This window comes from Prochlorococcus marinus CUG1433 (genome assembly GCA_017644425.1).
Lineage (GTDB): Bacteria > Cyanobacteriota > Cyanobacteriia > PCC-6307 > Cyanobiaceae > Prochlorococcus_A > Prochlorococcus_A marinus_U.
This window is the reverse complement of the sequence record JAEPLN010000002.1, coordinates 1-26,944: the sequence shown is the minus strand read 5'-3', so window position 1 is coordinate 26,944 and position 26,944 is coordinate 1. Positions and strand designations below refer to the sequence as shown.

The window sequence follows — 26,944 nt, the reverse complement described above, 5'->3', positions numbered from 1 at the left end:
CCAAAAATGACTAAGTCGAATAATCATTCATACAGTGAAATTAGATTCGATTGGGGTAGAGATGAGATATTGGAAATACTCAATATGCCTCTGATAGATTTAATGTGGGAAGCACAGATTGTTCATAGGAAATTCAACAAATATAAAGTTCAATTGGCATCTTTATTCAGTGTGAAAACTGGAGGATGTGAAGAAAATTGCTCTTATTGTAGTCAATCAATCTATAGTACTAGCGAAATTAAAAGTCATCCTCAATTTGAAGTTGAAGAGGTTTTAGGGAGAGCTCGATTAGCAAAAGATGAGGGTGCAGAAAGGTTCTGTATGGGTTGGGCATGGAGAGAAATTAGAGATGGGAAATCCTTTGATGCAATGTTAAAGATGGTAAGTGGTGTGAGAGATTTAGGAATGGAAGCATGTGTTACAGCAGGCATGCTTACTGATGAACAAGCCGCAAGATTAGCCGAGGCAGGTTTAACCGCATATAATCACAATCTTGATACTAGTCCAGATTATTATAAAAATATTATTACTACTAGAACTTATCAAGACAGATTAGATACTATTGATAGAGTTAGAAAAGCTGGAATAAATGTATGTTGTGGAGGAATAATAGGCTTGGGGGAAACTGATAGTGATAGAGCATCGCTATTGGAAGTGCTTTCAAACATGAATCCACACCCTGAAAGCGTTCCTATAAATTCATTAGTAGCTATCGAAGGTACTGGCTTAGAAGATAATCAAGAAATTGATTCGATTGAGATGATAAGGATGATAGCTACAGCAAGAATTCTTATGCCTAAAAGTAAAATAAGATTAAGCGCAGGGAGAGAAAATCTCTCAAAAGAAGCTCAAATTTTATGTTTTCAATGTGGGGCAAATTCAATTTTTTATGGAGATGAGTTACTCACGACTTCAAATCCATCTTTTCAGTCTGACAGATCACTTTTAAAAGAAGTTGGGGTTCTTTTTAATGAAGATTTTGAAAGTTGTAAAAAAAAATTATCTTCTTTATGAAAAATAAAAATTATAAAATTGTTTCTCTTTATTCTTTCTTTCCATTTCAAGAAAACTCAATTCTTGATCTCAAAAATAAATTATTAGAAATCGAAAATGAAAACGATCTTTCAGGTTTATTAATTTTTGCAAGTGAGGGTATTAATGGAACTATTTGTGCGGAAGAAAATGTAATTGAAATTGTAATGAATTTACTTAATTCATACACAAATAATAAAAATTACAACATCAAAGTAAGTTTCTCAGAAAAGAAAATCTTCAGGAAATTAAAAATAAAAATCAAAAAAGAAATTGTCACAATGGGAGTCCCTGGAATAAGCCCATCTAAAGATGCGGGTAATTATATTAACTCAACTGATTGGAATAAATTAATTGAAGATAAAAATACAATTATTATTGACACAAGAAATCATTATGAGGTTTCCATTGGGACGTTTAAAAATTCGATAAACCCTAAGACAAGAAACTTTAGTGAATTCCCAAATTGGGTAGATGAACATTTAGAAAACCACTTAGAAAATAAAAAGTCAACAAATATAGCCATGTTTTGTACCGGAGGTATCAGATGTGAAAAAGCAACTAGTTTATTGAAAAAGAAAGGTTATAAAAATATCTATCATCTGCAAGGGGGGATTTTGCAATACCTTGATGACATAACAGAAGAAAAAAATTTATTTGAAGGTGAATGTTTCGTTTTTGATAAAAGAGTTGCTTTAGACAATGAATTAAAAAAAGGTTCCTATTCCATTTGTCACGCCTGTGGAATGCCTGTTTCAATTCAAGATCAAAAAAGAAAAGAATTTAGAGAGGGTATTCAATGTCACTTCTGCATAAATCAATTTAGTGATGATGATAGAAAAAGATTTGAAGAAAGACAAAAGCAGATGGATAGATTAAAAGTTGAGAATAATAAAATCTGTCAGGACTAATTTCTAAAAATTATGCAAGTTGAAGAATTAGAAAAATTAGCAGGTACCGTTGGATTATTAATTAAAATTCAAGTTAGGGAAACTCTTGGATTATGTTTTTTTAGAATCGTTATAGCAGAACAGAAAGAAAACATCATAAAGATTTGGGCCGAAATGAAAGGTTGGACTTTTTTGAAAAAGCAGGGTATACAACTCGATACATTAAGAATCCTAAGTAAAGCTCCCGCTTTTGTTTCGGAATTAATATGGGCAACAACTATGGCTTGGGCAGTTGAAAAAAAATCTTGCAACAAAGCAAGGCTTTTAGCTATTTTTGATAGTGAAGGATATAGTAAAAAACTTGTAAGATACTTCAAGTTAATAGGCTTCAATATTGTGAAAGAAGTTGGTTCTAGCCCAGAAGATCTTCTATTAAGATTGGTCTGGGGAGGGGCAGGTACACTTATGAACGGGGAATGTATTTCCATATTAAAAAAACTTGAAAAGAAACTCTCTTTAATTGAAGAAAGTTAACCAGCATGATAACTACTTCTAACTAAGGGTCCAGAAGAGACTTTCTTAAATCCTAATTCTTTGGAGAAGCGATATAAATATTTAAACTCTGATGGATCCCAATATTTCTTAACTGCCAAATGATTTAAGGAGGGTCGTAAATATTGACCTATTGTAATTTGATCACAATTTATTTTTTTTAGATCATAAATTGTATGTTTTATCTCATCCAATGTTTCCCCAAGACCCAACATAATACCTGATTTAGTCTGAATATGAGGAGCAATATCTTTTGACTTTTTTAGTAAACTTAGTGATTTTTCGTAATTTGCACCTCTTCTAACTTCTTTTTGAAGTCTTTCAACAGTTTCAAGATTATGATTAAAGCAAACTGGATCTTTTTCTAAAATCATCTTCAATCTCTCGGTCTGAAGATTATTAGTTTCATTAAAGTCTTTACCCCCTCCCCATAAGTCAGGTGTTAAAACCTCTATTTTTATCGTTGAATCAACTTTTCTAATCTGATTAATAGTGGATATAAATAAAGTTGCGCCATGATCAGGGAGATCATCTCTAGCTACAGAGGTTAAAACAACATATTTTAAATTTAGTACTTTTACTGCTTCAGCTACTTTAATACATTCATCATTATTAATTGAACTAGGTCTACCTTTGTTGACCTGACAGAACGCACAAGAACGAGAACAAATAGATCCGCCCAGCAAGAAAGTGGCTGTTCCTGAGGCGTAACATTCCGCTCTATTGGGGCATCTTGCTTCTTCACAAATAGTATGAATATTTGATTTTTTGATAAGTGTTTGTATTTTTTCGAACTCTGAAGCTTTACTAATAGGAAACTTTATCCAGGAGGGGAGTCTCAAAATATTTTCTTCTTTGATATTGTTGTCTTGAATCATTTCTAATTTAGTTTTGTTCTTCCTTCTAACGCCCTTGCAAGTGTAACTTCATCCACATATTCAAGTTCACTGCCCATTGGAAGGCCATATGCAATCCTCGTAACTTTAGTAAAAGGGGCTAACAATTTTCCAATATAAAGACTTGTTGTATCTCCCTCAACACTGGGGGTCAGTGCCAATATGATTTCATCTATTTCAGACTTACTAACTCTTTCTACCAAGCTTCTTATTTCTAAGAGTTCGGGGCCAACAGAATCCATTGGGGATATTAAACCACCAATAACATGGTAAACACCTTTAAATTCTCTAGCGCGCTCTAAAGCAAGCAAATCTTTAGTTTCTGCTACTACACAAATTAGTTTTTGATTTCTTTCAGTATTTTTACAAATTTCACATTCATCTTCTGAAGTCAAATTAAAACATTTTTTGCAACGACCTACATTACTATGTGCTTCTAAAAGAGCCTTTGAAAAATCTCTTATTGTACTTTCAGGTTGTTTTAAAATGAACAGGGCTAATCGTTGCGCTGTTCTTGGACCAATCCCTGGGAATTTCTCAAAATGACCAATTAATTTTGAAAGCGGTTTGGTATAAGTAATCAAAATCAAACTATTTCTAGGGATAATTTAGACGCAAAATTCTGAATTGCCATAATTGTTTGCTTTTAATGTCTTATTATGTTTTTAGTTAGTAATTTCAAACAAAATGAAAAATATTAAATTTAACCCTTTCAAGTATTTATTTTTGATTTTTTTGTGTTTATCGCTGAGTGCTTGTAGTGGCGGACTAAATGCGGGATTAGAAGCTTATCAAAGTCCAGATGGAAGATACGCCTTTTTGTATCCAACAGGATGGACTAGAGTAAAAGTCGATGGAGGACCTGAAATTATTTATCATGATCTAATAAATAGTAATGAGACCTTAAGTTTAGTTATTTCTGATGTAAATAAAGAGGTTCAATTAGAGCAATTAGGAAGCCCAAGCGAAGTAGGCCAAACATTAATTGATAAAGTCATTGCTCCCGAAGGTTCAGGAAGAGAGGTAAAACTTATAAATGCCAATAAGAGGGAGGCATCCAATCATATTTTCTATGATTTAGAGTATAAATTAAATTTAAATGAAAAGGGCCGGCACGAATTAGCCACTGTAGTAATTGATAGAGGAACACTTTATACTCTCGCTGTGGGTACAAATGAAGAGAGATGGAATAAAGTTGACGGTATGTTTACTAATGTAATTGAATCATTTAACTTTTTAATATAGTTTAGAAATCCTATATTAAATTCCTACTTGAACATTCCATAAATCAGCATATATTTTGTTCTGATCTAATAATTTTTCATGTTTTCCGCTTTCAACTATTTTACCTTTATCAATAACAACAATATTATCAGCATTTTTTATAGTGCTTAATCTATGAGCTATTACTATGGTTGTTCTTTCTTTGGTGATTTTAGATAATGATTTTTGAATTAAAGCCTCTGTTTCATTATCAACTGAGGCTGTAGCTTCATCTAATATTAATATTGGTGCATCCTTCAAAACAGCTCGCGCTAAAGCAATTCTTTGACGTTGTCCGCCTGAGAGCCTTTGGCCCCTCTCCCCCACAATAGTTTTATAACCATCTGGTAATTGTTCAATAAATTTATGAGCTTCCGCAATCTTTGAAGCTTTAATGATATCTTTAAAAGTTGGGTTGATTGATCCATACGCAATATTTTCTTGTACACTGCCATGAAATAAATAAGTTTCTTGACTTACTAAAGAAATACAATTTCTTAAATCCTTTAAATTTATTTCTTTAATAGAAATGCCATCCAAGGTTATTGACCCATTATTACTATCATAAATCCTTAGGAGTAATTTTATTATTGTACTTTTCCCAGAACCTGTTAAACCAACAATTCCTAATGTTGAGTTATTTTCAATTTTGAAATTTATGTTTTTTAAAGTTAAATCGCGTCCAGGATAATTAAAATTTACATTATTAAAAATAATTTCTCCTTTGATATCTTTAGGTTTAATTTTTATTTTTCCATCTTTTATTTTTATAGGCGTATCTATGAGATCAATTACTCTATCTATTGAAGCCATAGATCTCTGAAAATCATCTAAAACATGCCCCAAAGTAGTTAAAGGCCATAATAGCCTCTGTGTAATAAACACTAAAAAACTATAAGTTCCTACATCGAGTGTCTTATTCCAAGTTTGGAAACCTCCAATTAAAAGAATAGCTATAAAAGCAAATAAGATTGCAAATCTTATAAGAGGGATAAAAGCAGAAGATAATTTTATTGCAGCCTTATTACTTCTTTGATAATCAAGACTTTCTTTATTTAATCTATTTAGTTCCCATTTTTCTTTAGTAAAACTTTTTATGGTTAGAATTCCACTTAAATTATTATTAAGTCTTGATGCCAACAATCCAGCTTTATTTCTAACATCTCTATATTTTGGAGCGAGCTTCCTTTGAAATTTAATTGATCCTAAAAATATAATTGGAATAGGAAAGAAAGCAAATAAAGCGATTTTGGGAGCGACAAAAATCATAGTGCCCCCAATTATTAATACAGTTATAAATAACTGAATAATCTGATTAGCCCCTTGGTCTAGAAATCTCTCGAGTTGATTTATATCATCATTCAAAATAGATAAGAGCCTTCCAGTATTATCATTTTCAAAAAAATCCATATCTAATTCCTGAATATGCTCATAAGCTTTTATTCTTAATTTATGCTGCGATAGCTGAGCCAAATTTCTCCACAAAATCGAATATAAATATTCAAAGGAGGATTCACCAGACCAAACTATTCCTGAAGCAAATGCAAGAAAAATCAATTGCGCTGGAACTTCTTTTATACCAAAACCAGCAATCCATGAACTCTGTTCCTTTACAACGATATCAACTGCAAGACCTATTATTACAGGGGGAGCTAAATCTAATATTTTATTAATTATGGAACTAAGAAAAGCAAAAAATAGTAACCTTCTTTCTTCAATCAGATTAAAATAAAGTCTAATTATTGGATTTTGATTTTTCTTAGACCTCATAAAATAACAATTAAATTTTTCTATTATGATTTAAATTTTCTTTAGTTTCTAATTCACATTTTGTTTTTGCTTCTTGATGACTTGCAGTTTGTGTAAATTCTTCGTAGTAACAATCACAAGTTTCATTCGCAATTTTTTCACTATATACCATTTCTGCTTTCATCATCTCCTCTTTGACACTCTGAAGACAAAATAATTTTATGATTGAATTTTGTTTCGTTTGCGCTGAATAATAACTATTTAAACAGTTGAATAGCATTATCAGATTCACAAAAATAAAGAATTTATATTTGCTAGCTTTCATTCTCTATACCTAGTTTCTGACTTTAATTTTTTTTAATTTATTTTTAGTTTCTCTATGCAGATCTCTGGGTAAATCTACCAAACTGTAATCATTAAAAATCTGTATTTTACCTATGGATCTACCATTTATATTAGTTGAATTACAGATTGAGGATATAATATTTGCAACTCTAACCCCATCAAATTTACCAAAGTTAAATTTGTAGGTTTCAAAAGAATCATTTTGATAATTATTTCTTCTATTTGAATTTCTCATACGATTATTAATATTTCTATTTGATCTATTTCGATCAGTATTATTTTGTTTATGAATCCAAGAATCATCTTCATTAACAAAAAATGATTTATTACCTATTACTAAATTAATAGCCGCCATTGCAATATTTGATTCATCCATAGAGTATTTTTCTTTTAAATTATCCAGTACATCAATAATCAAAGCTTTATTTTCTTCATTTTCATCTTTTGCTAAAGAACTCTCATTAACATTCTCTATAAGTTTCTCCATCCTTTTTTCATTTATTATTTTATTACTTGGTATATTGATTTCTTCAATCTTAGTTCTTGTTGAGTTTTCTAAGTTTCTTAGAAAATGTTTTTCTCTTTGATTAACAAATAAAATTGCTTCTCCTGATCTGCCTGCCCTTCCAGTTCTTCCAATTCTATGAGTATATGTTTCCTTGTCAAAAGGAAAATCGTAATTAACAACAAGTTTTATCCTCTCAACATCTAATCCTCTTGCTGCGACATCAGTTGCAACAAGGATATTAATAAACCCTTTTTTTAATCTATCTACAGTATTTTCTCTTTGATTTTGAGGTATATCTCCATTAAGTACTGCCACAGTATGACCTGAATTCTCTAAAGCTTCAGCTATTGAAGTAGTAAGTAGTTTTGTCCTCACAAAAATAATTACTCCCTCTTTATTAAGTTCTAATATTCTTTTTAAAGCATCTAATTTATGATGCCTTTGTACATATAAAAATTTTTGCGAAATCAATTGAGTTTCTTTTTTAACACTTTTGATTAATATTTCGGCAGGATCATTTAGATATTTTTTTGCTATGTTTCTTATCTCACTAGGCATTGTTGCTGAAAACAATACCATCTGCTTATTCTCAGGAAGTTGATCTATTATCCATTCAATATCTTCAAGAAAACCCATGTTTAACATTTCATCTGCTTCATCTAAAACAAGACAATTTATATCTTTAATTTTAAAAGTCCCCTGCCTTATGTGATCCATTATTCGGCCTGGAGTACCCACTACCACGTCAACTTTTCTTTTCAATGCAGAAATTTGATTTCGATAGTCGGTACCTCCATAAATTGCAACAGTCTTAAAATTACTAGATTCAGAACTATAACTTTTAAAAGATTCTGCCACTTGAGTTGCTAATTCTCTTGTAGGAGTCATAACTAAAACCTTGGCATTTAATTCTTTATTATCTGCTAGTTTTTCTATTAATGGTAATGCGAAAGCTGCAGTCTTTCCTGTTCCTGTTTGTGCTTGGCCTAGTAAATCTCTGCCTAACATTAGTTCCGGAATTGCTGCTTTTTGGATGGGAGTTGGATTTTTATATCCTTTATTTCTTAACGAATTTAAGATAGATTGATTAAACCCAAAATCGATGAATCCATTATCATTGTCATTTCCTTTTGATACTTCCCTTGGTTGAGATTCAATTTCTTTTTTGTTCTCCAAATCCTTTAACTCAAGCAAGGAAGTATCTTCATTATGAGATTTCTCTTGCTCACTATCAAGAGAGTTACTATTTTTTTTTAAAGCCATTTTAAATGCCTAATAATCTTCTGATTAGGCATTCAACAAATATCTAAATTGACTTAAGTTGTTGACTAGCCTTACAGAGCCGAGTTATTAATCTAACATCTTGTGGTTAAGATATTATTAATTTCTCAAAAATAAAATTTAATTTAAATAATATATATCTAGAAATTTTTTCGCTCTTGTAACAGCAGTATAAAATAACCTTCTTTCAAAATTGTCTCTGCAAAAGATATTTTCAATATCTTTTTTTTGTTTTACAGGATATTGATTTCTAATATACTTTTGAGACCATAAAATGCTTACTTTCTCAGATTCACTTCCTTGAGATTTATGAATAGTAATGGCTATTGCTGGCACAACATTTTCTAAATTAGATGGATTAATTAATGTGACAATTTCTTCATTATTTTCACTAAATTTTCTAAAAAGATATTTTCTTTTATTTTTTAAACCTATAAGTACTCCGATATCCCCATTTGACAATCCAAGTTCATTGTTATTTTTTGTACACATGATCGGAACACCTTCTTTAAGAGTTTTAAGGTCATAGGGTTTTTTTTGACCAAAAACAACTTCATTCAAATATTCAACACTCCATATTCCCGAATTTTTTTCGCATAAAAACAAGTGACTTTGTAGATCCAGAAATATCTTATCTACTAAATCTTTTTCATGAAGCAATAAATTATCAATATTCTCATCAAATATATATTTTTTTTTACTTAATTTTGAAGTTGAATGATTTAATTGTTTTAGATAACTTGTAATCGAAAAAAATAGATCTTTTGGAATATCTTTTTCTCTACTTTTTTTAATAGTAATTTCTTTTGAATTATTATCTTTTTCTAATTCTTTTATCTTTTGATTAAGTAAAGAAAAATTATTGTTAAATATTAAACTACTAATTAATGCTATATCTCCTACATTTCTATAAGTTTTTTCTAAATTTACTACACAAGATTTAATTGAAATATTTTCAACATATTCAAACAAATAATTCCAGATAGAGCAGTTATTTACTGGAGATAATTGATTTTTATCTCCAACCAAAATAATTTTACAGTCCTTTGCTAGTAAATTTAAAACTGATTCAATTAAGTCGATATTAACCATTGACATTTCATCAATTATGAAAATATCAAGCTCTTTTAGTTTAAATTTCAACTTAAGAGATTTATTTTGAGAATTTAAAATCCATCTGTGTAAAGTTTGAAATTCTATTTGGTCTAGAAATTTATTAAAGGAGATATTTTTTTTATTATTAAGAGCTTCTTTTAGACGAGCTGTAGCTTTACCTGTTGGTGCAGACAACCCAATATTCAAAAAGTTATCAATTCGAAGGAATTCTAGTATTAACTGTATTATTAAAGTGGTTTTACCCGTACCTGGCCCGCCTTGAAGGAAAACCAAGTTTGAATATTTAAATATATTTTTAATTTGATCAATTTTATTATCATCTTTATAAATCATCGAGTTCATTAAATTATCGGCATCTATTTTTTTTAGAAATAAATTAATAACTCTTTCTATCTTTTTTGACCATATTGATAAGGATAATTTTCTATTTACTAATACGAATGGAGAATGAAGGGAACCTATCATTCCTATGTTTTTTAAAACATCTATATGTTTATTAGGCCAGCCATCTTCTAATAATTCAAAGATTATTAAACTATTATCTACATCAATAATAGTTTCACCATTTTTTTCAAACTCTAATAAAATTCTTATTGCATCTTTTACGAAATTTCCATATTTTTTTTCATTAAATTTGAAAATAACTAAGATTAAATTAAATATATGATCATATTGGAACTTTTCAATATCTTTAGTAGTTTTAGTCATTCTAAAAAAGGTTATCTAAATAATTAATTCTCTTTAAAGGTGCTTTGCCAATAAAAATACCTGGAGATATATCTTTCGATTTAGATTTTTCAAATAATTCAAAATCTGGCAATCCCTTTAAAAACAAATAAATATATCCTCCTAAATGTTTATGTGGTTGATAATTTTTAAGTCGCCACTTTAATAATCTATGCAAAGCTAATAAATAAAGATGAGATTGCAATGGATAATGATGTTTAATCATTACATTTCTCATATTTTCGTAGTTATAGTTTCTTGGTAAACAATCACTATTATCACTGCCAGAAATCAAATTACTTTTCCAATCAATTACCCACCATTTACTATCTTCTAATTTATTACCTACTGGGAAAATACAATCAATACATCCTGAATGAAAGCCTTTATTATTAATTTGAAGATCATTTATTTTGTTTGCATATTCTTCACCAAATTCATGTTCTTGATCTAAAAAAAAGCATTTCGATATATCATTAGAATTAATATTTTTACCTTCATAAGATAGAGTTAAATCATATTTGAGTTCCTTAATTATGTGTTCATTTGGAATATCAACTAGTTTCTTATTTTGTAATTCACTTCCTAAAGATATATTTATAATTCTTAAAATCGCATCTTTTACTTTAAAAGCAAAAGAAGTATCGATTTGATGAAAGTTCAATTCCTCAATAATTAAATCAATTAATTCTTGATTATTATCGTTTCTAAATTCAAATCTTTCTATTATTTTGTGCAAGCAAGTCCCAGCAATAGTTCCTTTTGGGAATTCACTTAAGGGATTTGGATATGAAAAATAATTAGGATAATTCTTTAATTTCCTAAGATTAGACTCTTTGATAATTGATATATTATTATCTTCATAATCTTTATATTGATTAATGGTTGCATCAATACTTTTATCTTTACGTATCCAAGAAGAATAACTTGAATAAGAAAAAAATTGATCAGAATTAAATTCTTTAGATATTTTTTTGTTAGCGTTATCGATTTTCCAAAGATTATTATTCAATCTGTTGGTTTGGAACTTAGAAAAAATTTCTTTTATTTTATCCTTTTCTATACTGACTTCAAGTGTAGACTTATAAATACTGATATTTTCCAAATTATTAAGCAAATCATTATTTAAAATATTATTCGTATCTTCTAAATCATTAAAAACTATAAGTTTATATTTGCTCCTTGTAAGTGCTACGTAAATTAACCTCTCACTTTCTTTAAATAAATCTTCTTCTTCTATTAATTTTAATTTTTTTACCTTCGTGTAATTATTAGAAATATTAATGTATATATTTCTATCAAAATTTGATTTCCAGAGAGGTCCTTTAATTTTATTTGACTTATTTGAAATATTCGAGAGATATGGACATAGGACCATTTCAAATTCGAGGCCCTTACTACTATGAATGGTAGAAAGATTTATTCCATTTTGAAGGTTATAATCTTTTGTTAAAAAATCTTCTCCAGTACAATTTCTTAAAATATGATCTAACTGATTTTTATACCAGTTGAAAACTTTATTTAGATTAAAATCATTATTCATTAATTCTATTTCAACAATTTCTGAAAGTTGAAATAAATTTGAATTTAAATCTAAATCTTGAACAATCGAGGATGACTTATAATTTAAAAGGAGTTCATTAACTATATTTAAAAAACCTTTTTCTCTTAGTTCCTGAGACCAATTAATACATTTATTAATTAAAACTTCTAAATTATCACTAATTCGATCATTAAATAATTCTTCTAATTCCATCTCTATAAACTTTGAAGAAGCAAGCAAAGTTATATTTTTTAAAACCCTCGGATTTAATAAACATTCGATGAACAAAAATAGTAGAGAACTTGCTTCAGTGTCAAAAATATTTTGTTTATTTTGAATTTTGCATGGGAGATTAAACTGATTTAATTTTTTTTTTAAATCTAAGCATTGCGAATTATTTAATGTAAGAATCGCAATTTTATTAATATCAATTTTTTTATTATTTAAAATAAAGTTAACCATGTAATGAGTTACAAGATCTTCTATATCAATATCTTTTTTTGAAAATTCTACAATTTCAAATACATCCTTAACATTAAATGAAGAATTAATATTTTCATTTATTCTAGAGGTTAATTTCATATAGTTTAATTTTGATTGTTTAAGTCCATTCTTATAAAGTTTATTAAGAACATCGATTATTTTTTTTGAAGATCTATAGTTATCTGTAAGACTATAAACTTCCATAGCATTAGATCTTGCATCTAAGTAAGTTTCTATATCTCCACCTCTAAATTTATAGATTGCTTGTTTTGGATCACCTACACAAAGTAAAAAATGATTTTTTGTATTAAAGAACTTTTTTATTAAATTCCACTGAGTATTATCTGTATCTTGAAACTCATCTACTAGGACACATTTAAACCTTTTTTGAATTTTAGATAGAGTAATACTATTACTAATTTCTGAATCTAGAAATCTATTTTCTACCGTCTTTATAAGATCATTGAAATTGAATATAGAAAAACTTTTCTTTAATTTAATTAATTTTATGTAAGCTAATTGGGTAAATATTCTTACAAATTCAGTATAGAAACCTTCTTTTATTGTATAAATTTTATCCTGTAATAAATTAAATTTAGAGAAATCTAATTTTAGATTATGTTTATTAATTTCTTTAGATATATTTTCATTATAAAAATATTTATACAAGAGATCATCTTTAGAAATATCATATATAAAATCAATCACATTTTTCGAATTAAGTCTTTTGTTAATCTCTTCAATCCAACAAATTATTTGATCAAACTTATCATTTCTTGGTTTTGATGCATATATTTGACTTTTACCACCACTCTCTTTAATTAATTTTCCCAACTCTATTAGTTGTAAAAATAATTCCTTACCATTCTTATTCCATTCAACACAAAACTCGTTCCAATTTAAATAAAAAAATTCATTAAAATAATTATTTAAATCAATAATCTTATATTTATTATGTATTTGAAATTTACAGATATTTTCTTGATCTATATTTTTTAAAATTTCTACAAAAAATGACTTATTGATCCTACTTCCAAATCTAGAACTTATTTTTTTATTATTGATTGCTGAAATAATCTCAGGATTTAGATTTAGAAAATCGTCAATCCACAAATTATCAATTACATCTTTATATAAATTATCTATATTATTCTCAATATACGGATCTTGAGTTACACCTATTTCAATACTATATTCTTCAATTATATTATTGCAAAAGGCATGGAATGTAGTTACTTGTAACTTATAAATTTCATTAACAAAATTATCAATTTCGGATATAATTTTTTCATTAGATATTTCCTTATCCTTAAATGTTTGATGCCAATCCTTAAGGGCATTATCAACTTTACTTTCATTTTGATTTTGCAAATATAATTTTAAATCCTTAAATCTCAAAAGTATTTTATCTCGTAATTCAGAACATGTATTTTTTGTAAAACTCAATAAGAGAATCTCATCTGGTTTAATTTTTTTCTCCAAAACATTTCTTAGAACTAGGTGAGCCAAAGTGAAACTTTTACCAGTTCCTGCACTTGCTTCCACTAATTTAAATTTATTATCTAATTTAATTTGATTAATATCCATATCTTTATTGAATTAATATTTGACCTCATTTTTATAAAGTAAGTATTTCTTAAATTTATTATTTAAATATTGCTCTTCTAAAGCGATCTTAAATTTAATTATTAAACCCAGACTTATTGTTAAAAATAAATAATATATCGATAGCTTTATTATAAAAACACCAAAGGAGATAAGTATTAAAGAATAGTACATAGGATGACGCATAAATCGATAAATACCTGTAGTAACAAGATTGATATTTTTTTTAGGCCTTGGGAAGGGAGATAAATTACTTCCTAAGTCTTTAATAGCAACAAACAATATTATTAAAGCGATCATTATAAATAAAAACCCCATTAAATAAAAAAAAGGACTAACTTGAATTATTTGTGTTTGTGGAATAATTTCCCATTTAAAAAAATGGAGACTAATAATAAAGAACTGTAAAAAAACAAGGATTAGTTCATAAGCAGCTTTTGAAAAAATTTTTAATTTAAATTTAGTCATTATTTATTTCTTTAATGCTTCAATAAGAGGAGCATATAATCTGAATGATAATTTATCAAAATTATTATTTCCAAAAAAGAAATCTGGTTCTTTTTCATTTCCAAAACATAATTTCATTTCGATATTATCTCTTTCTCCTTTAGAAAAAGTCTTATTACCAATCCATCTATCCGTAAAAGCCTTTTTCTCATTTTTTGATTTAATTTTTGCTTCTACATATTTATAAGTACTTTCTGGAGGTAGAGGTAAACATTTTTCAGAAAAATTTTTAAAAATATTTATGTATTCCTCCAAAATTAAATTTGACTCACTTAATCCGGGGGTTTGAATAATTTTCGATTTATATTGATTTTCTGTTCTGAAAATTACCTTAGTCTTTTTTATATTATTCTTTAAAGAATAAATGAAGAGTGATTTTATCCAAGCCTCTGTCAAACGACTTAAACTTAGTTTCGTATTAATTAATTCAATTACTGTGTCATCAGCGACGAAATATTCTTGTTTATTTGCATTTGACTTAACATAAATTCTATTAATTTTACTATCTTGACTCAAACTTGTAGATAAGCTCTTTAATAAATCTTTTATTTCTTTTTCTTTTATAAAAATACTATTTTTGGGCATAATAATACCATTTTCTAATAATTGATCATTAATATCCAAATTTTTTAAATCATCAATAATATTATGATTATCAATTTCTAATTCCTGAATTATTTTTGTAATTAGAAGCGACTTCTGTAGATTACTTACATGCTCCTCATCTGGATGATGAATAAATATTTCCTTGGGAGAAATATTTTTTTTATTTAGCCAATATTTTTGTGGGGTCTTGAACCAATAAATAAGTTCTGATAATTTGTAATTTTTAATATCTGTCTTTTTTTCATCCCAATCTATATCTTCTACTAAAGAATAATTACTTTTAATTATCTTAGAACTATTAAGACTAATTATTTCTTTTTTATTTAAATCAGAATCTTTAATTATTAGTTCTCTTTGACCTTGGTTTAAAAAAGTTTCAAAAAAAGAAATTAACTCTTTTATAGGAAAAGAAACATCTAATTTTTTATTATTTTTGTCATTTTTTACCCAAGAAACTATAAATTTATCCCTACAGGCAATTAACAACTCAAGAAATAAATATTTCTCTCTTTCAAAAACTGATGGATCACCCAGTTGATATTTATTATTTAATAAATTAATACTTTCATTCTTTAGTAATTTTGGATAATAAACACTATTCATATCTATCAAGAAGATAACCTTATGTGGAATATGCCTTGAATGCTCAATATCACTTACAAGGATCTTGTTGATACGTGATTTGCTTTGATATTTAGCTTTATTTATGCAAGAAATTAATATCTCTCTAAAAACATCTAACAAAATAAGATCATCAGGGATTAAATGTATTGCTTTTTCATCAAGAATTCTAATTATTTCACTTATTTCTAAATTAAAATTTGCATTAGAATCAGAAATGCTTTTTAATATAAACTTTATTTTTTCAACCCAACTTGAGTAAGAAAAAGATCCCCTTAGCAAATTAATATATTTTTTAAAATCAAGAAAGAATTTAACCCATTTATTCAAATCCAAACTTATATTTTTCAAACTAAATGGTTTTAAATTAAAAGTACTTAAATCGACTTCATTTTCATAAATTAAGCCTAAGGTAATTCTATTTATACACCACTCTAGAGTATTTTTTTCTTCGCCTAATCTTTCATGAGCATCTAATCCCCAATGAAAACCAACTTTGTTAAGTAACAAAATAATTTCATCCTTCTCAGTAATATCAAAATCAAAAATTTTCCGAGTTGCTTTTTTCGAGAGAATATAATCTATTTTTTCAAGTGTAATTTTCTCTTTAGCTATTTCAGTAATGTCAATTAGAAATTTATATATATATGAATAATCATCATTTTTCTCATCAATAAAAAAATAAGGTATCTTTTCACCATTAATTAACTCATTATTAAATATATACTTTAAATAAGGTTTAATATTACTAGTCTCTGGAGATAAAACAGCAATATCACTATATTTAATATTCTCGCAAGAATTTATTATGTCTATAATTTTATTTCTTATATATTCTAATTGACTATTCTGATTAAAATGTTCACAAAGTAATATTGAATCATCCCTTTCATTTACTATAAACTCATTGCAATTATTATCAATTAGTCTTTTTTGTATTTGATTAAGGAGAGTAATATCTTTCTTCTCACAAAAATTAGTTGTTGGATCAATATATATTAAATTATTTTTTAAATTTATACCTTCTTTATAAATATTTTCCTCAACTAATTTCTGAAAGTTTGCTCCAAATTTTCCAAATATTTTTTCTATATTTATATTATTTAAATTCAATCTATTTTCAAAATTATCAAAGTCCAAATCACCTTCAAGACAATTTATTCTATTCCACAAATCATCTCCTACAGACAATAAATATAAATTTACCTTTGTAAATTTTGAAAGTTCTGAATAAAAGTTTATATGTAATTTAGATAAGTTATTATCAGAGATAATATAAATTTGATTTGGTACTTTAATTTGAACGTTTTTAATTTTTTTTAAATTCTTTATTAGTTCAATCATGTATAGACAAGAGGGTTTTGCAGATATCTTTTTCTCTAATAATTTATATAAAATAGGTTGCCAAAACTGATCTGAATTTAGATTCTTAAATAGATTAAGTGAATTAATTTCATATCTATTCCATTCAGCAATCATTTCAGGTCTAAAAATTAGATAATCAATAAAATTCTTCGTAATCTTTTTTGTCAAATTATATATATCACTATCAATTGTCTTTTTATTATTCAAATATTTATTAATCCAATTTCTAATCGGAAATGATTCTTTAAAGCTATTTAATTCTTCAAATGAATCGATAATACCCCATTTAATTGACTCAAAATTCCATAAACCCATATCAATTCCTGGAAAAAAATTTGTCAATAATGATTCGGTATAACTTGATATTGTCTTTAATTCATAAAGAACACTTATTTTATTTTTTATAGTTATTTGTTCATTTAACCACATACCCAAAAAATAATTGGGAACAGCTATTTCTAAATTCTCAGTTATAGGAGGAGGACATATTTTTAATTCTTCTGCCAGAAGCTCACTAATAACTTCAATTTTGTTTGACTTATATAGATTGAGCAATTTACTGATTATTTATATTACTCAACTTTAAATGGATCAGTAATTTCTGCATTAGGAAATTCAAATTCCCCAACAGCAACAAACTCTAAACGCAGCTTTAAAAAAGTTATAAATTTTTTATCCGTCGATAAAATAACTGCTGGAGGCGAAGGAATCTTTGCTTTTAGATTGACAAATTGTGAGGTTTGCAAAAATGTTGGATTTTTTAAAAGCCAAAAATCCTTTTCCTTATTATTTTCTTTATAATTTCTCTCCCTTTCTTTTAAAATCTCGTCAAGTGGTTCTTCAACTGTTAAAAACTTTTCACTTGCTGCTACGAAAAAATATGTTGTCATATTGAAATTTAATTTGATGTGATAAGTGACTTCATTTCACGAACAGATTTTTCTAATCCTACCGCTAAAGCCCTTGCAACAATACTATGGCCTATATTTAGCTCGTTCATATTGTTAATTGATGCAATTTCTTTAACATTATTATAGTTAAGTCCATGACCAGCATTAACAACTAGACCTAGATCATTTGCTTCATGTGTTGACTCTATAATCTTTTGAAGCTCTTCATATTGGCTGTATCCAGTTAGTTCAGCATATTTACCAGTATGTAATTCTATAAAATCGAACCCTATTTCTTTAGAATAATTAATCTGTTCAGAAAGAGGATCAATAAATGCGCTTACCTCGATATTTGAATCTTTTAAACTTGCGACATAATTCTTAAGATATTTTTCATTATTTTTTACATCCAACCCTCCTTCAGTAGTGACCTCCTCTCTTTTCTCTGGTACAAGAGTAACGAAATCTGGCATTAGCTTTTTTGAAATTTCTAACATTTCTTCTGTAGCAGCCATTTCTAAATTGAGTTTTGTTTTTATTGTTTCTTTCAAAAGGAATACATCTCTATCTTGTATGTGTCTTCTATCTTCTCTTAAATGAACTGTTATTGAATCTGCCCCTCCTAATTCAGCTAAAAAAGCAAATTGTACTGGGTCAGGCTCAATGGTTTTCCTTGCTTGCCTTACATTTGCAATATGGTCAATGTTTACTCCTAAAGTAGTCATAATTTCAAAAAATTAGTTTCTAGACAATCTAGTAACCGCCCAATAATAGCTAATAAAAAAATACAAACACTTAAATTATTAATATATAAGCAATTTAATTTGAAGAAAAAATCGGTAGATATTTGGCATAAAATCAACCCGATACTGGCATTTATAGCAATGCTAGTTACCCAGGATATTGTTTTGAGATTATTTTTTAGTAAGAAGAAAATAATTAATAATGGGTTTTCAATTCCAACGAAATCCTCAATTATTTTGGCCCCAACCCATAGATCAAGATGGGACGGTTTAGTCCTTACTATGGCAATAGGTAGAAGGGTAACCAAAAAAGATTGCAGGTTCATGGTTACCAAATCCGAAATGAGAGGATTACAAGGGTGGTTTTTAAAAAGACTTGGATGTTTTTCAATAAATCAATTATCACCATCATTCTCAACTCTAAGATATGCAATCGATCTTATAGAAAAAGGCGAGCAGCTTGTTGTTTTCCCTGAAGGAAAAATTAACAAATATGGGAAAAAATTAGTTCTCAAAGAAGGGTTGTTCAGACTAGCGAGATTAGCGACAAAAAAAACAGAATCTATTACTATTATTCCTGTAGGTATTGCTTATAGCAACGTAACTCCAAAATTCAGGAGTAAATTTTGCCTATCCTTTGGACAACCTATAATAATTAATGATCATTTGAAATTTACAATTAAGGAATTTAATCAATATCTATATAAAAAAATGATAACCGCTGAAAAAACAGCTTTAAAAAATGTCGGTAGATGAATCCATCATAAGTTAATATAAAACTTAATATTTATTGAGAAAATGAAATCCTTAAAATTAATCCCTTTTTTATTGATATTTTTTGGAATTTTTACTTATGAAAATTTAGTTCAAGCAAACCCTGAGAACCCAAAAGATTATAAAGTCCTCGCTATTAATAATAAAAAACTCTCAATTGCCAACGTGGAATATTACATAGAACAAGGTGATCGATTGATAGAAAATAGTGATTTTGATAAAGCTAAAAAGGCCTACTTAGATGCGAGAAATTTAGCTACACAGATTGCAAGATTTTATTCTGATCTAAATAAATCTTTTAAAGGAGTGGATGCAAGGATACCAAAAGAAATGCAAAGTAAGGGTAAGAAAACTCTAAAGATTTTGGCAAAATCAAATGGGAGATTAGCAACTCTTTATATTAAAAATAAAGAACCTGAAGTAGCAGTACCTTTACTTGTTGAAAATATTAGAATAATGTCTCCTAACAGTTCAGAAGGTAAAGAAGCTTATAAAAAATTAATACAATTAGGATTCGTAGAAACAACTTACAAGGGTCAATAAATAAATTATGATTACCAAAAAAGAGGTTATTAATTTGATCACTAAAAAATTACCAAATTCTCAAGTTTTAGTAGAAAACATTAAGGGAAATGATCATTTACAAGTAACTGTAATTTCATCTGAATTCAATGGCTTATCATTAGTTAAACAGCATCAGCTAATCTATTCTGCATTAAAGGCAGAATTAGCTTCAGAGGCCATACATGCACTTGCATTAAAAACTGAAACACCAAATTAAATTATGGACAGCTCAACTAAAGACAAGATACAAAAGCTGATTGACGCCAATCAAGTAATGGTATTTATGAAAGGTACTAAATTAATGCCTCAATGCGGTTTTTCTAATAATGTAGTTCAAATACTTAATTCTTTAGGTGTAGAATTTGGAACTTTTGATGTATTAAGCGATTTTCAAATTAGAGAAGGTATCAAAGAATATTCAGATTGGCCAACAATTCCTCAAGTCTACCTAAAGGGAGAATTTCTTGGGGGATCTGACATACTTATCGAAATGTATAATTCAGGATCCTTAAAAGAAAAGATAGAAATTGAATTAGCGTCTTAAGACAATTAGTAAGTATAAATACTATTAAAGTTAATAAAAATTAATATTTTAAATCCTTTTTTTATCAAAAAAACCTTTATTTTCATCTCCTTCTGGATCAATAAAACTTGAGGGATCTAAAATCCATCTCTCTATTAATTTTTCTAATTTCTCTTGATCTCTCTGCTCTAAACTACTGCAATTCCTTAAGGCTTGGAGATAACCATCACTATATAATTTAAGATCAGATGGGGTATGAAAACGTGTCACCAAATCTTGGCAACTATCGCAAATTGATTGAAAATGACGAATTGCTTTAGGGTTTTCAAATGATGTCATAATTCGATAGATTCTGATTTTTATTTTGCATTTGTTATACCTTATTAATGATGTTTAAAAATTGCCCTGGACCAATAGTAATTAAGGATGCAATCAACTGAGCAAATCTTAGCTTCAACTTCCGGCAATTCACAATTGCCTTCGAGCTCTCAAACTCCATCAAGAGTTCTTGTTGTTGAACCTCACCCCACACTAAGAACTGTCCTTGTACAAAGACTTCGTCAAGATGGTCATCTTGCAGCGGCTGTTGGATCAGCAACTGAAGCTGTCGACTTATGCAGAGAACAATCCCCAGATCTTCTAGTAAGTGCAGAAATTCTTGAGCAGAATACTGCAATGAGACTAGCTCAACAATTAGGTTGTGCGGTTATTGTTCTAACAGCCAGATCAGGAGTTGAAGCATTAGTTAATCTACTAGATGAAGGAGCTGATGATGTACTTAGAAAGCCATTTGGATTAGAAGAGTTAGCAGCGAGATGTAGAACACTTCTTAAAAGAGGAAGAATAGGATTACAAGAAAAAGTTGAGGTTGGTCCTCTGGAGGTTCATCTTTTACTAAGACAAGTAACTCTTAGCGAAAAGCCTGTAGAATTAAGCCCAAGAGAGTTTGCACTGCTTTGTGCCTTATTGATGCCTCCTGGGATGGTTAGAAGCCGTCAAGAGCTTCTAAGGATGGCTTGGCCGCCTTTTAGCGGAGGACCAAGATCTGTGGATACTCAGGTCTTGACATTAAGAAGAAAGTTAGAACAGGCAGGATTAGGAGAAGGTGGAGGCATAACAACTGTTAGGCAACAAGGTTACCGATTCAGTATTGATAATATTTAGATTACAAAAGCATAAATTTCACCAATAACCATTAAAACAGATATTGCTGTAAGTAATTTATAGGTCCAAAGAGGAGAAATATAAGATATTTCTCTAACATTAATACATGTATTTTGGGAGACAATTGACAAAAATCTTTCAAAATTTTCTACTCTTTGAGGGATGAGGTAATTATCACCTTTATTAGTATTAAAGTAATAAACCTTACTACCCTGACTGGTAGGTTGAGATTTGATTAACTTAATATCTTTCCAAGAAATCTCCCAATTTTTTCTCCCTAAGGCTTTAGAAATCAAGCTAGTTTTATATGAAATTTTATTATTACAAGTTTCAACATGATCGCTTGTGATATTAATAATTAAATAAAGGCCTATAACAAATATGGAAATTGAGGGAATTTTTAATTTGTCAATGGCAATAAACGGTATGGGGATAGTAAGAGCCAAATATAGAGAAATTAACGAGCTTTTAACAAAAAAAAGAGTTTTAAACTTTTCTATCATTTACTAAGAACCTTTTAATCTGGCAAGTTGAAACTATTTATATTTAATTTTGAACCTATTTTATGAGCACAAGCATATCCACTAAATGCTACTGCATTTAAGCCTTGACCTGGGAAGCATGAATCCCCTACGCAATAAAGGTTTTTAATTTTTGTAGTATTAAAAGGCATTGGTAAAAGTCCTAGTAACTTTTGACTAGGAATAGGTCCATAACTACCTTCATATCTTCCTAGAAACTTTTTATGAGTTTTTGGAGTACCAATTTCTTTGTGATCAATGTTTTGATCTAGATTAGGCAAAAGATTTGAAATCTTTTCCACAAGAAATGAAAAATATTCTTCTTTCTTCTGAAGATATTCTTTCCTTGATAGTCCTTCCCATTCATTAATAGATGAGGGAGTAAATGCATGGATAATATGTTTGCCTTCTGGGGCTAAAGACGAGTCAAGCAAAGTAGGTATAGAAATAAAAATCACACCTTTTTCACTCTCTAATTCATCCCAATTCTCAACAATTATATGATGACAATTAAAGTTATTTCTTATCAACTTTTTTTCTACCCCAAGGTGAATTGAGACAAAAGAAGGAGAAGGTTTATAAGTCTCTGACCACTTATATTCGCTTTTTGGTACATTTTTACTCGCAATTAATCCTTTCTCTTTATCTTGTAGGCCAAATGTGTCCCATCTTGTGGAATTAGATACAATGATATTTGAGTAAATTTCCTCTCCATTTGAAAGCTTAACGCCTACTGCCTTCTCATCCTTTAAAAGTATTTCAGTAACATTGGCTTTGTAGCGAATTTTACTACCTAATTTTTCCATCCCAGAAACTAACTTCTCTGCTATGGTTCCTACCCCACCTTTTGGATAATTTATACCGCCAGCATGCCTATCAGTAAATACCATTCCAGCATTAATCATAGGAGTTTTGAGAGCAGGCATTACTGACCAACAAAAGCATTCGATATCGATAAATTTTAAGAGCATTGGATCCTTAATAAACTTTCTTGCGACATCTCCAGCATTTACAGGTAACCATCTTGCTAAACCTAAGCAAGATAATGGAGATTTAAAGAAAACTTTAAAAAGATAACTTGGATCCTCTATTGATAATAGAGGCATTGAATCTAAACATTTAAAAACACTTGCACAGGTATCATAAAATTTTTTGATACCCACTTTTTCTTTTGGGAAAATTGCTGATAATTTTTTTATAAACTGATCATAATTTTTATCTACAGAAATACTAAAGTTATTTGGAAGGTGATATTCCAGTTGTACCGGATCAGGAATAGTTTCGCACTTTTCATTTACATCTTTTAAAGCACGAGTTAATAAATTGGTATATCCTGAATCTCCAAATCCAAAAATCATTGAGGCGCCAACGTCAAATGTATAACCATTTCTACGGAAAGAGCCGCCACTTCCTCCAGGGATAATATATTTCTCAAGGACTAAAACTTTAGCTCCCTTAGCAGCTAATTGTGATGCTGTCACTAACCCTCCTATTCCAGAGCCAATGATAATTGCGTCGAAATTTCCTTTATTAGATTTCATTTTTAGATATTTTGATTTTTATTTTAGTTAATTTTGACAAGTAAGTGATCATTTTCAGAGCAAGAATCTAATATTTTTTTAAACCCATTTAAAGCTTCTAATGATCTCTTTTGATATGCTTTATATCTTGATCTTTTATCTTTTATCCTTACAGTTAATTCAGGCACCAACCCAAATGAAGCAGGCATTGGCTGAAATTTATTTTTTCGATTAGACAATATTTGGTTTCTATTACTGATGAAATTTATTAAAGAGCCAATCATCGATTCATCAGGGAAGGTTACTGGCTTTTTACCCTTAGCCAATAAGGATGCATTTATTCCTGCAAGCAGGCCGCCTGCTGCTGCGGCCGCATACCCTTCCGTTCCTGTTATCTGACCGGCAGCTAAAAGAGTTTCTCTTTTCTCAAATTGAAGTGTAGGAAGAAGTAATTTGGGAGATTCTAAAAAAGTATTTCTATGCATTACTCCAAAACGAACAAACTCAGCTTTTTCCAGGCCTGGAATCATTCTGAAAATTCTTTTTTGTTCTGACCATTTAAGATTTGTCTGAAAACCCACCATATTAAGTAATTTCCCTTTTAGATCTTCCATCCTTAGTTGGACAATTGCATGAGGCCGATTTTTCAATCTATTTTCTCTATCAAATAAATCTCCCCATTTTGGATTCCACAACCCAATAGATTTCAAAGGGCCGTATCTCATGGTGTCAAGACCTCTTCTCGCAATTTCTTCTATTGGCAAACAAGCTTCAAAGAAATTTGCAGATTCTTTATCAAAGTCCTTTAAGTCTGCTTGCTGTCCTGAAATTAATTCATTCCTAAATTTTGTGTATTCATTCTTATCCATAGGGCAATTCAGATAAGCTGGATCGCCTTTATCGTATCTACTTGCTTTAAAGACTATTTCTTTATCGATAGAGTCACCATATATAATTGGGCTCGCTGCATCAAAAAAATGACAAGTATCAATACCTGTAAAACATTGGATTTTACTGGCCAGTTCATTTGAAGTTAATGGACCAGTAGCGAGTATTGTTATGTCGTCTCTATTAGGAAGGTCTAGTTGTTCTAATCTTTTGATTTCAACTAAAGGATGCTCAGATAAAGTCTCAGTTAAAGAATTACTAAATTTGGACCTATCGACAGCTAAAGCACCTCCAGCAGGGACAGCAAATTTATCTGCAGTTTGTATTATCAAAGAGCGGAAAGTTCTTAATTCTTCTTGTAATAAGCCAGCTGCCCTGTCTGGGCTCAGTGATCCAAAACTATTACTACATACAAGTTCCCCAAAATCACTAGAATGGTGAGCTGGAGTTGAAGTTTGAGGTCTCATTTCAACTAATTTGACTTGTATACCTGAATTAGCTATCTGCCAAGCAGCTTCCGACCCTGCAAGACCTGCTCCTATTACAGTTACTTGTCTTTCAATCAAATTAAATTAATCCTTACCCAAAAAGTCTCTATTAAATTGCTCTCTTGCTGGTTTTTGAATATTGAAGATCACCCAAGCTAGTGCAGCAATAATTGGTGCGAAAACTACAATTGTTCTAAGCATTTTAAAAATTCTGTTGTATAAAGAATATTTTACCTTTCAACTGTGAATATGGAGAGAATTTTTAATTTTTTATCTCATAAGTTAAGAATTGTATTTCTATTGTTCAACTTGAGATAAGGAGTTGTTTTTTTTACCTTAAAAAGGGATAATTTCATATGTACTCGATTTTACATAATGGGTCGCTAGCTCAGCGGTAGAGCATCCGGCTTTTAACCGGCTGGTCCTGAGTTCGAATCTCAGGCGACCCACATTTCTTAATATTGAGTCACTTTTTCGTAAATCATAAAAAGTACTTAACTTTTCAGGTTTTCTCCTAATAATGTTCATATAAAGGTATCAAAGCTTTTTCCTAGAATGCAAAGGATTAATTAGTACCACAACAAGGACTCTATAAACACTAAAAAACAGTCCAAATATTTTAATGGTAAATAGTAATTTAATTTGATTGAAACAAAGTCCATCAATCATATTTAATTTTCAATTATGGAGGGAACCGAATAAAGAAGTTGTAGTATTAAACCTAAAATAACTTATCAAAATCAATAAATTCAGAATATATTTCAAACATTAAAAATAATCAGTAATCAATTTGATGAGCACAAATGAAGCATTTTTGTCGCAAATAAAATCTGCCTAAAACAAACGAAACATTTTATTCCAGAAAAACTCAAAAATACTTTACAAAGCTTCACAAAGCCTGTTACAATAGTTAACATAAATTTCTTTTTTTTATTATGACTCCTGAAGCAGAACGTTTTAATGGTTGGGCAGCAATGTTAGGTTTTGTTGCAGCTGTCGGTGCTTATGTAACCACTGGACAGATTATTCCTGGTTGGTTTTAAGATTTAACTAGAAATTAAATTGAAAGTAGTGCTCCTAAATATATAAAATATTTAACTTCCACTACAATTTACAATTAATTATTAACTCTTTAAAATATTACATTTATCAATTTTTAAGAGTTAATATCAGTTAATTTCACAGGCCAACACAGATAATAATTACAATAATTATCTAATGAATGAAATTATTAGGTAATTACTTTAATTACTAATCCTAATTATCATAATCGGTTATTATGGTTTTGAATTTAAATGAAAGCAAGTTAGCTAATCAGGCCTAAACTTTTTTTATTAATTATCAAATCTATAATTTTACAGCCCCCAATTTGGGGGTTTTTTATTAATTAGATTTTTTTGGAATATGTTTATTACTAAAATTATTTTTATCAATATTATCTAGACATGTTGAACATAGCAAATGTCCTTTTTTTATCCAAAATGTTTTTGTTGATCTTTCTATATCTTTACGACAAATAAGACATTTAAATATTGGAGACATTATTTATATTGAATTAATTAAAAGATTTATTAAACATGTTATTAGAATATCTTATTTATGTAATTTGACCGTTTATTAATACGAACTAATATTAAAAAAATTAGATATTTTTTAAAATAAGTCAAAAAAAAGACCTGCATTTGCAGGTCTTTTTGATGTGTGTAAGATTTCTAAATTAGATTTTAATTTAGAAGCTGAATGATGTTTTAACCATTACACCAGTTTGATCTGGAGTTCCA

The 26,944-nt window shown here is 28.8% G+C and carries 27 protein-coding genes and 1 tRNA gene; 11 read left to right on the top strand and 17 right to left on the bottom strand.

Going from position 1 to position 26,944, the window contains the following annotated elements; genetic code table 11:
- Nucleotides 1-6: 6 nt before the first annotated feature.
- From bioB to JJ842_08990, 3 genes are read left to right on the top strand one after another with little or no spacing between them, the layout of a single operon-like run.
- A complete protein-coding gene (gene bioB / locus JJ842_09000; protein MBO6972048.1) occupies nt 7-1,014 on the top strand; it encodes a biotin synthase BioB in 1,008 nt (335 codons plus the stop codon).
- Nucleotides 1,011-1,943, top strand: a complete 933-nt coding sequence (locus tag JJ842_08995) for a rhodanese-related sulfurtransferase (GenBank protein MBO6972047.1) — start codon at nt 1,011-1,013, stop codon at nt 1,941-1,943. The genes bioB and JJ842_08995 overlap by 4 nt, the downstream gene beginning before the upstream one ends.
- 12 nt (nt 1,944-1,955) lie before the next feature.
- On the top strand, nt 1,956-2,456 hold the full coding sequence (locus JJ842_08990) for a hypothetical protein (GenBank protein MBO6972046.1): 501 nt from the start codon (nt 1,956-1,958) through the stop codon (nt 2,454-2,456).
- Here the strand turns inward: JJ842_08990 and lipA are convergent.
- Both lipA and recR read right to left on the bottom strand, forming a co-directional pair.
- The gene (lipA, locus tag JJ842_08985) at nt 2,453-3,352 is read right to left on the bottom strand and encodes a lipoyl synthase (protein ID MBO6972045.1); all 900 of its coding nucleotides are present in this window, start codon (nt 3,350-3,352) and stop codon (nt 2,453-2,455) included. The genes JJ842_08990 and lipA overlap by 4 nt on opposite strands.
- 2 nt (nt 3,353-3,354) lie before the next feature.
- On the bottom strand, nt 3,355-3,954 hold the full coding sequence (gene recR / locus JJ842_08980) for a recombination protein RecR (protein MBO6972044.1): 600 nt from the start codon (nt 3,952-3,954) through the stop codon (nt 3,355-3,357).
- 103 nt (nt 3,955-4,057) lie between these two features.
- Between recR and JJ842_08975 the strand changes: the two genes are divergently transcribed.
- Nucleotides 4,058-4,615, top strand: coding sequence for a photosystem II reaction center PsbP family protein (locus tag JJ842_08975; protein MBO6972043.1), 558 nt, complete (start codon nt 4,058-4,060; stop codon nt 4,613-4,615).
- A gap of 15 nt (nt 4,616-4,630) precedes the next feature.
- On the opposite strand, the gene JJ842_08970 is transcribed toward JJ842_08975, so the two are convergent.
- The 9 genes from JJ842_08970 to JJ842_08930 form a co-directional block, all read right to left on the bottom strand.
- Nucleotides 4,631-6,403, bottom strand: coding sequence for an ABC transporter ATP-binding protein (locus tag JJ842_08970; protein ID MBO6972042.1), 1,773 nt, complete (start codon nt 6,401-6,403; stop codon nt 4,631-4,633).
- A gap of 10 nt (nt 6,404-6,413) precedes the next feature.
- On the bottom strand, nt 6,414-6,707 hold the full coding sequence (locus JJ842_08965; GenBank protein MBO6972041.1) for a hypothetical protein: 294 nt from the start codon (nt 6,705-6,707) through the stop codon (nt 6,414-6,416).
- Nucleotides 6,708-6,716: 9 nt separating this feature from the next.
- Nucleotides 6,717-8,498 (bottom strand): DEAD/DEAH box helicase, encoded by a 1,782-nt coding sequence (locus JJ842_08960; GenBank protein ID MBO6972040.1) that lies wholly within the window; start codon nt 8,496-8,498, stop codon nt 6,717-6,719.
- A 138-nt stretch (nt 8,499-8,636) separates the two neighbouring features.
- Nucleotides 8,637-10,340 carry an AAA family ATPase gene (locus tag JJ842_08955; GenBank protein ID MBO6972039.1) on the bottom strand — a complete coding sequence of 568 codons (1,704 nt, stop codon included), beginning with the start codon at nt 10,338-10,340 and terminating at the stop codon, nt 8,637-8,639.
- Between the two features lies 1 nt (nt 10,341).
- Nucleotides 10,342-13,971, bottom strand: coding sequence for a UvrD-helicase domain-containing protein (locus JJ842_08950; protein ID MBO6972038.1), 3,630 nt, complete (start codon nt 13,969-13,971; stop codon nt 10,342-10,344).
- A gap of 12 nt (nt 13,972-13,983) precedes the next feature.
- Entirely contained in the window at nt 13,984-14,457 is a 474-nt protein-coding gene (locus tag JJ842_08945) for an isoprenylcysteine carboxylmethyltransferase family protein (GenBank protein ID MBO6972037.1), read from the bottom strand.
- Between the two features lie 3 nt (nt 14,458-14,460).
- Nucleotides 14,461-17,643: an exodeoxyribonuclease V subunit gamma gene (locus tag JJ842_08940; GenBank protein ID MBO6972036.1), complete on the bottom strand. Its 3,183-nt coding sequence runs from the start codon at nt 17,641-17,643 to the stop codon at nt 14,461-14,463.
- 17 nt (nt 17,644-17,660) lie between these two features.
- The gene (locus JJ842_08935) at nt 17,661-17,978 is read right to left on the bottom strand and encodes a DUF2488 family protein (protein MBO6972035.1); all 318 of its coding nucleotides are present in this window, start codon (nt 17,976-17,978) and stop codon (nt 17,661-17,663) included.
- Between the two features lie 8 nt (nt 17,979-17,986).
- Entirely contained in the window at nt 17,987-18,703 is a 717-nt protein-coding gene (locus JJ842_08930; protein MBO6972034.1) for a pyridoxine 5'-phosphate synthase, read from the bottom strand.
- A gap of 159 nt (nt 18,704-18,862) precedes the next feature.
- On the opposite strand from JJ842_08930, the gene JJ842_08925 reads away from it, so the two are divergent.
- Genes JJ842_08925 through grxD form a run of 4 tightly spaced genes read left to right on the top strand, consistent with a single transcriptional unit; the run spans nt 18,863 to nt 20,603 of the window.
- On the top strand, nt 18,863-19,477 hold the full coding sequence (locus tag JJ842_08925; protein MBO6972033.1) for a 1-acyl-sn-glycerol-3-phosphate acyltransferase: 615 nt from the start codon (nt 18,863-18,865) through the stop codon (nt 19,475-19,477).
- Nucleotides 19,478-19,519: 42 nt separating this feature from the next.
- On the top strand, nt 19,520-20,038 hold the full coding sequence (locus JJ842_08920; GenBank protein MBO6972032.1) for a hypothetical protein: 519 nt from the start codon (nt 19,520-19,522) through the stop codon (nt 20,036-20,038).
- 7 nt (nt 20,039-20,045) lie between these two features.
- On the top strand, nt 20,046-20,276 hold the full coding sequence (locus tag JJ842_08915) for a BolA family transcriptional regulator (GenBank protein MBO6972031.1): 231 nt from the start codon (nt 20,046-20,048) through the stop codon (nt 20,274-20,276).
- A 3-nt stretch (nt 20,277-20,279) separates the two neighbouring features.
- Complete coding sequence (grxD, locus tag JJ842_08910; GenBank protein ID MBO6972030.1) at nt 20,280-20,603, top strand: Grx4 family monothiol glutaredoxin; 324 nt, start codon at nt 20,280-20,282, stop codon at nt 20,601-20,603.
- A 48-nt stretch (nt 20,604-20,651) separates the two neighbouring features.
- Here the strand turns inward: grxD and JJ842_08905 are convergent, their stop codons facing one another.
- On the bottom strand, nt 20,652-20,921 hold the full coding sequence (locus JJ842_08905) for a hypothetical protein (GenBank protein MBO6972029.1): 270 nt from the start codon (nt 20,919-20,921) through the stop codon (nt 20,652-20,654).
- Between the two features lie 87 nt (nt 20,922-21,008).
- On the opposite strand from JJ842_08905, the gene JJ842_08900 reads away from it, so the two are divergent.
- Nucleotides 21,009-21,746, top strand: coding sequence for a response regulator transcription factor (locus JJ842_08900; GenBank protein ID MBO6972028.1), 738 nt, complete (start codon nt 21,009-21,011; stop codon nt 21,744-21,746).
- Here the strand turns inward: JJ842_08900 and JJ842_08895 are convergent.
- From JJ842_08895 to JJ842_08880, 4 genes are read right to left on the bottom strand one after another with little or no spacing between them, the layout of a single operon-like run.
- The gene (locus JJ842_08895) at nt 21,743-22,249 is read right to left on the bottom strand and encodes a hypothetical protein (protein ID MBO6972027.1); all 507 of its coding nucleotides are present in this window, start codon (nt 22,247-22,249) and stop codon (nt 21,743-21,745) included. The two genes, JJ842_08900 and JJ842_08895, sit on opposite strands and share 4 nt — an antisense overlap.
- Before the next feature lie 14 nt (nt 22,250-22,263).
- Nucleotides 22,264-23,808, bottom strand: a complete 1,545-nt coding sequence (crtH, locus tag JJ842_08890) for a carotene isomerase (GenBank protein MBO6972026.1) — start codon at nt 23,806-23,808, stop codon at nt 22,264-22,266.
- Nucleotides 23,809-23,831: 23 nt separating this feature from the next.
- Nucleotides 23,832-25,241: a methylenetetrahydrofolate--tRNA-(uracil(54)-C(5))-methyltransferase (FADH(2)-oxidizing) TrmFO gene (gene trmFO / locus JJ842_08885; protein ID MBO6972025.1), complete on the bottom strand. Its 1,410-nt coding sequence runs from the start codon at nt 25,239-25,241 to the stop codon at nt 23,832-23,834.
- Between the two features lie 6 nt (nt 25,242-25,247).
- The gene (locus JJ842_08880; protein ID MBO6972024.1) at nt 25,248-25,364 is read right to left on the bottom strand and encodes a photosystem II protein Y; all 117 of its coding nucleotides are present in this window, start codon (nt 25,362-25,364) and stop codon (nt 25,248-25,250) included.
- A 176-nt stretch (nt 25,365-25,540) separates the two neighbouring features.
- Here JJ842_08880 and JJ842_08875 point away from each other — a divergent pair.
- Both JJ842_08875 and JJ842_08870 read left to right on the top strand, forming a co-directional pair.
- Nucleotides 25,541-25,612, top strand: a tRNA-Lys gene (locus tag JJ842_08875).
- Nucleotides 25,613-26,098: 486 nt separating this feature from the next.
- Nucleotides 26,099-26,206, top strand: a complete 108-nt coding sequence (locus JJ842_08870; protein ID MBO6972023.1) for a high light inducible protein — start codon at nt 26,099-26,101, stop codon at nt 26,204-26,206.
- Nucleotides 26,207-26,546: 340 nt separating this feature from the next.
- Here the strand turns inward: JJ842_08870 and JJ842_08865 are convergent, their stop codons facing one another.
- Nucleotides 26,547-26,705: a hypothetical protein gene (locus tag JJ842_08865; GenBank protein ID MBO6972022.1), complete on the bottom strand. Its 159-nt coding sequence runs from the start codon at nt 26,703-26,705 to the stop codon at nt 26,547-26,549.
- Nucleotides 26,706-26,944: the final 239 nt, after the last annotated feature.

Bases quoted from the DNA above. Each gene is read 5' to 3' on its own strand.
- bioB (MBO6972048.1), top strand. From the start codon at position 7: ATGACTAAGTCGAATAATCATTCATACAGTGAAATTAGATTCGATTGG.
- JJ842_08995 (MBO6972047.1), top strand. From the start codon at position 1,011: ATGAAAAATAAAAATTATAAAATTGTTTCTCTTTATTCTTTCTTTCCA.
- JJ842_08990 (MBO6972046.1), top strand. From the start codon at position 1,956: ATGCAAGTTGAAGAATTAGAAAAATTAGCAGGTACCGTTGGATTATTA.
- lipA (MBO6972045.1), bottom strand. From the start codon at position 3,352: ATGATTCAAGACAACAATATCAAAGAAGAAAATATTTTGAGACTCCCC.
- JJ842_08975 (MBO6972043.1), top strand. From the start codon at position 4,058: ATGAAAAATATTAAATTTAACCCTTTCAAGTATTTATTTTTGATTTTT.
- JJ842_08970 (MBO6972042.1), bottom strand. From the start codon at position 6,403: ATGAGGTCTAAGAAAAATCAAAATCCAATAATTAGACTTTATTTTAAT.
- JJ842_08965 (MBO6972041.1), bottom strand. From the start codon at position 6,707: ATGAAAGCTAGCAAATATAAATTCTTTATTTTTGTGAATCTGATAATG.
- JJ842_08960 (MBO6972040.1), bottom strand. From the start codon at position 8,498: ATGGCTTTAAAAAAAAATAGTAACTCTCTTGATAGTGAGCAAGAGAAA.
- JJ842_08955 (MBO6972039.1), bottom strand. From the start codon at position 10,340: ATGACTAAAACTACTAAAGATATTGAAAAGTTCCAATATGATCATATA.
- JJ842_08950 (MBO6972038.1), bottom strand. From the start codon at position 13,971: ATGGATATTAATCAAATTAAATTAGATAATAAATTTAAATTAGTGGAA.
- JJ842_08945 (MBO6972037.1), bottom strand. From the start codon at position 14,457: ATGACTAAATTTAAATTAAAAATTTTTTCAAAAGCTGCTTATGAACTA.
- JJ842_08935 (MBO6972035.1), bottom strand. From the start codon at position 17,978: ATGACAACATATTTTTTCGTAGCAGCAAGTGAAAAGTTTTTAACAGTT.
- JJ842_08930 (MBO6972034.1), bottom strand. From the start codon at position 18,703: ATGACTACTTTAGGAGTAAACATTGACCATATTGCAAATGTAAGGCAA.
- JJ842_08925 (MBO6972033.1), top strand. From the start codon at position 18,863: ATGCTAGTTACCCAGGATATTGTTTTGAGATTATTTTTTAGTAAGAAG.
- JJ842_08920 (MBO6972032.1), top strand. From the start codon at position 19,520: ATGAAATCCTTAAAATTAATCCCTTTTTTATTGATATTTTTTGGAATT.
- JJ842_08915 (MBO6972031.1), top strand. From the start codon at position 20,046: ATGATTACCAAAAAAGAGGTTATTAATTTGATCACTAAAAAATTACCA.
- grxD (MBO6972030.1), top strand. From the start codon at position 20,280: ATGGACAGCTCAACTAAAGACAAGATACAAAAGCTGATTGACGCCAAT.
- JJ842_08905 (MBO6972029.1), bottom strand. From the start codon at position 20,921: ATGACATCATTTGAAAACCCTAAAGCAATTCGTCATTTTCAATCAATT.
- JJ842_08900 (MBO6972028.1), top strand. From the start codon at position 21,009: ATGCAATCAACTGAGCAAATCTTAGCTTCAACTTCCGGCAATTCACAA.
- JJ842_08895 (MBO6972027.1), bottom strand. From the start codon at position 22,249: ATGATAGAAAAGTTTAAAACTCTTTTTTTTGTTAAAAGCTCGTTAATT.
- crtH (MBO6972026.1), bottom strand. From the start codon at position 23,808: ATGAAATCTAATAAAGGAAATTTCGACGCAATTATCATTGGCTCTGGA.
- JJ842_08880 (MBO6972024.1), bottom strand. From the start codon at position 25,364: ATGCTTAGAACAATTGTAGTTTTCGCACCAATTATTGCTGCACTAGCT.
- JJ842_08870 (MBO6972023.1), top strand. From the start codon at position 26,099: ATGACTCCTGAAGCAGAACGTTTTAATGGTTGGGCAGCAATGTTAGGT.
- JJ842_08865 (MBO6972022.1), bottom strand. From the start codon at position 26,705: ATGTCTCCAATATTTAAATGTCTTATTTGTCGTAAAGATATAGAAAGA.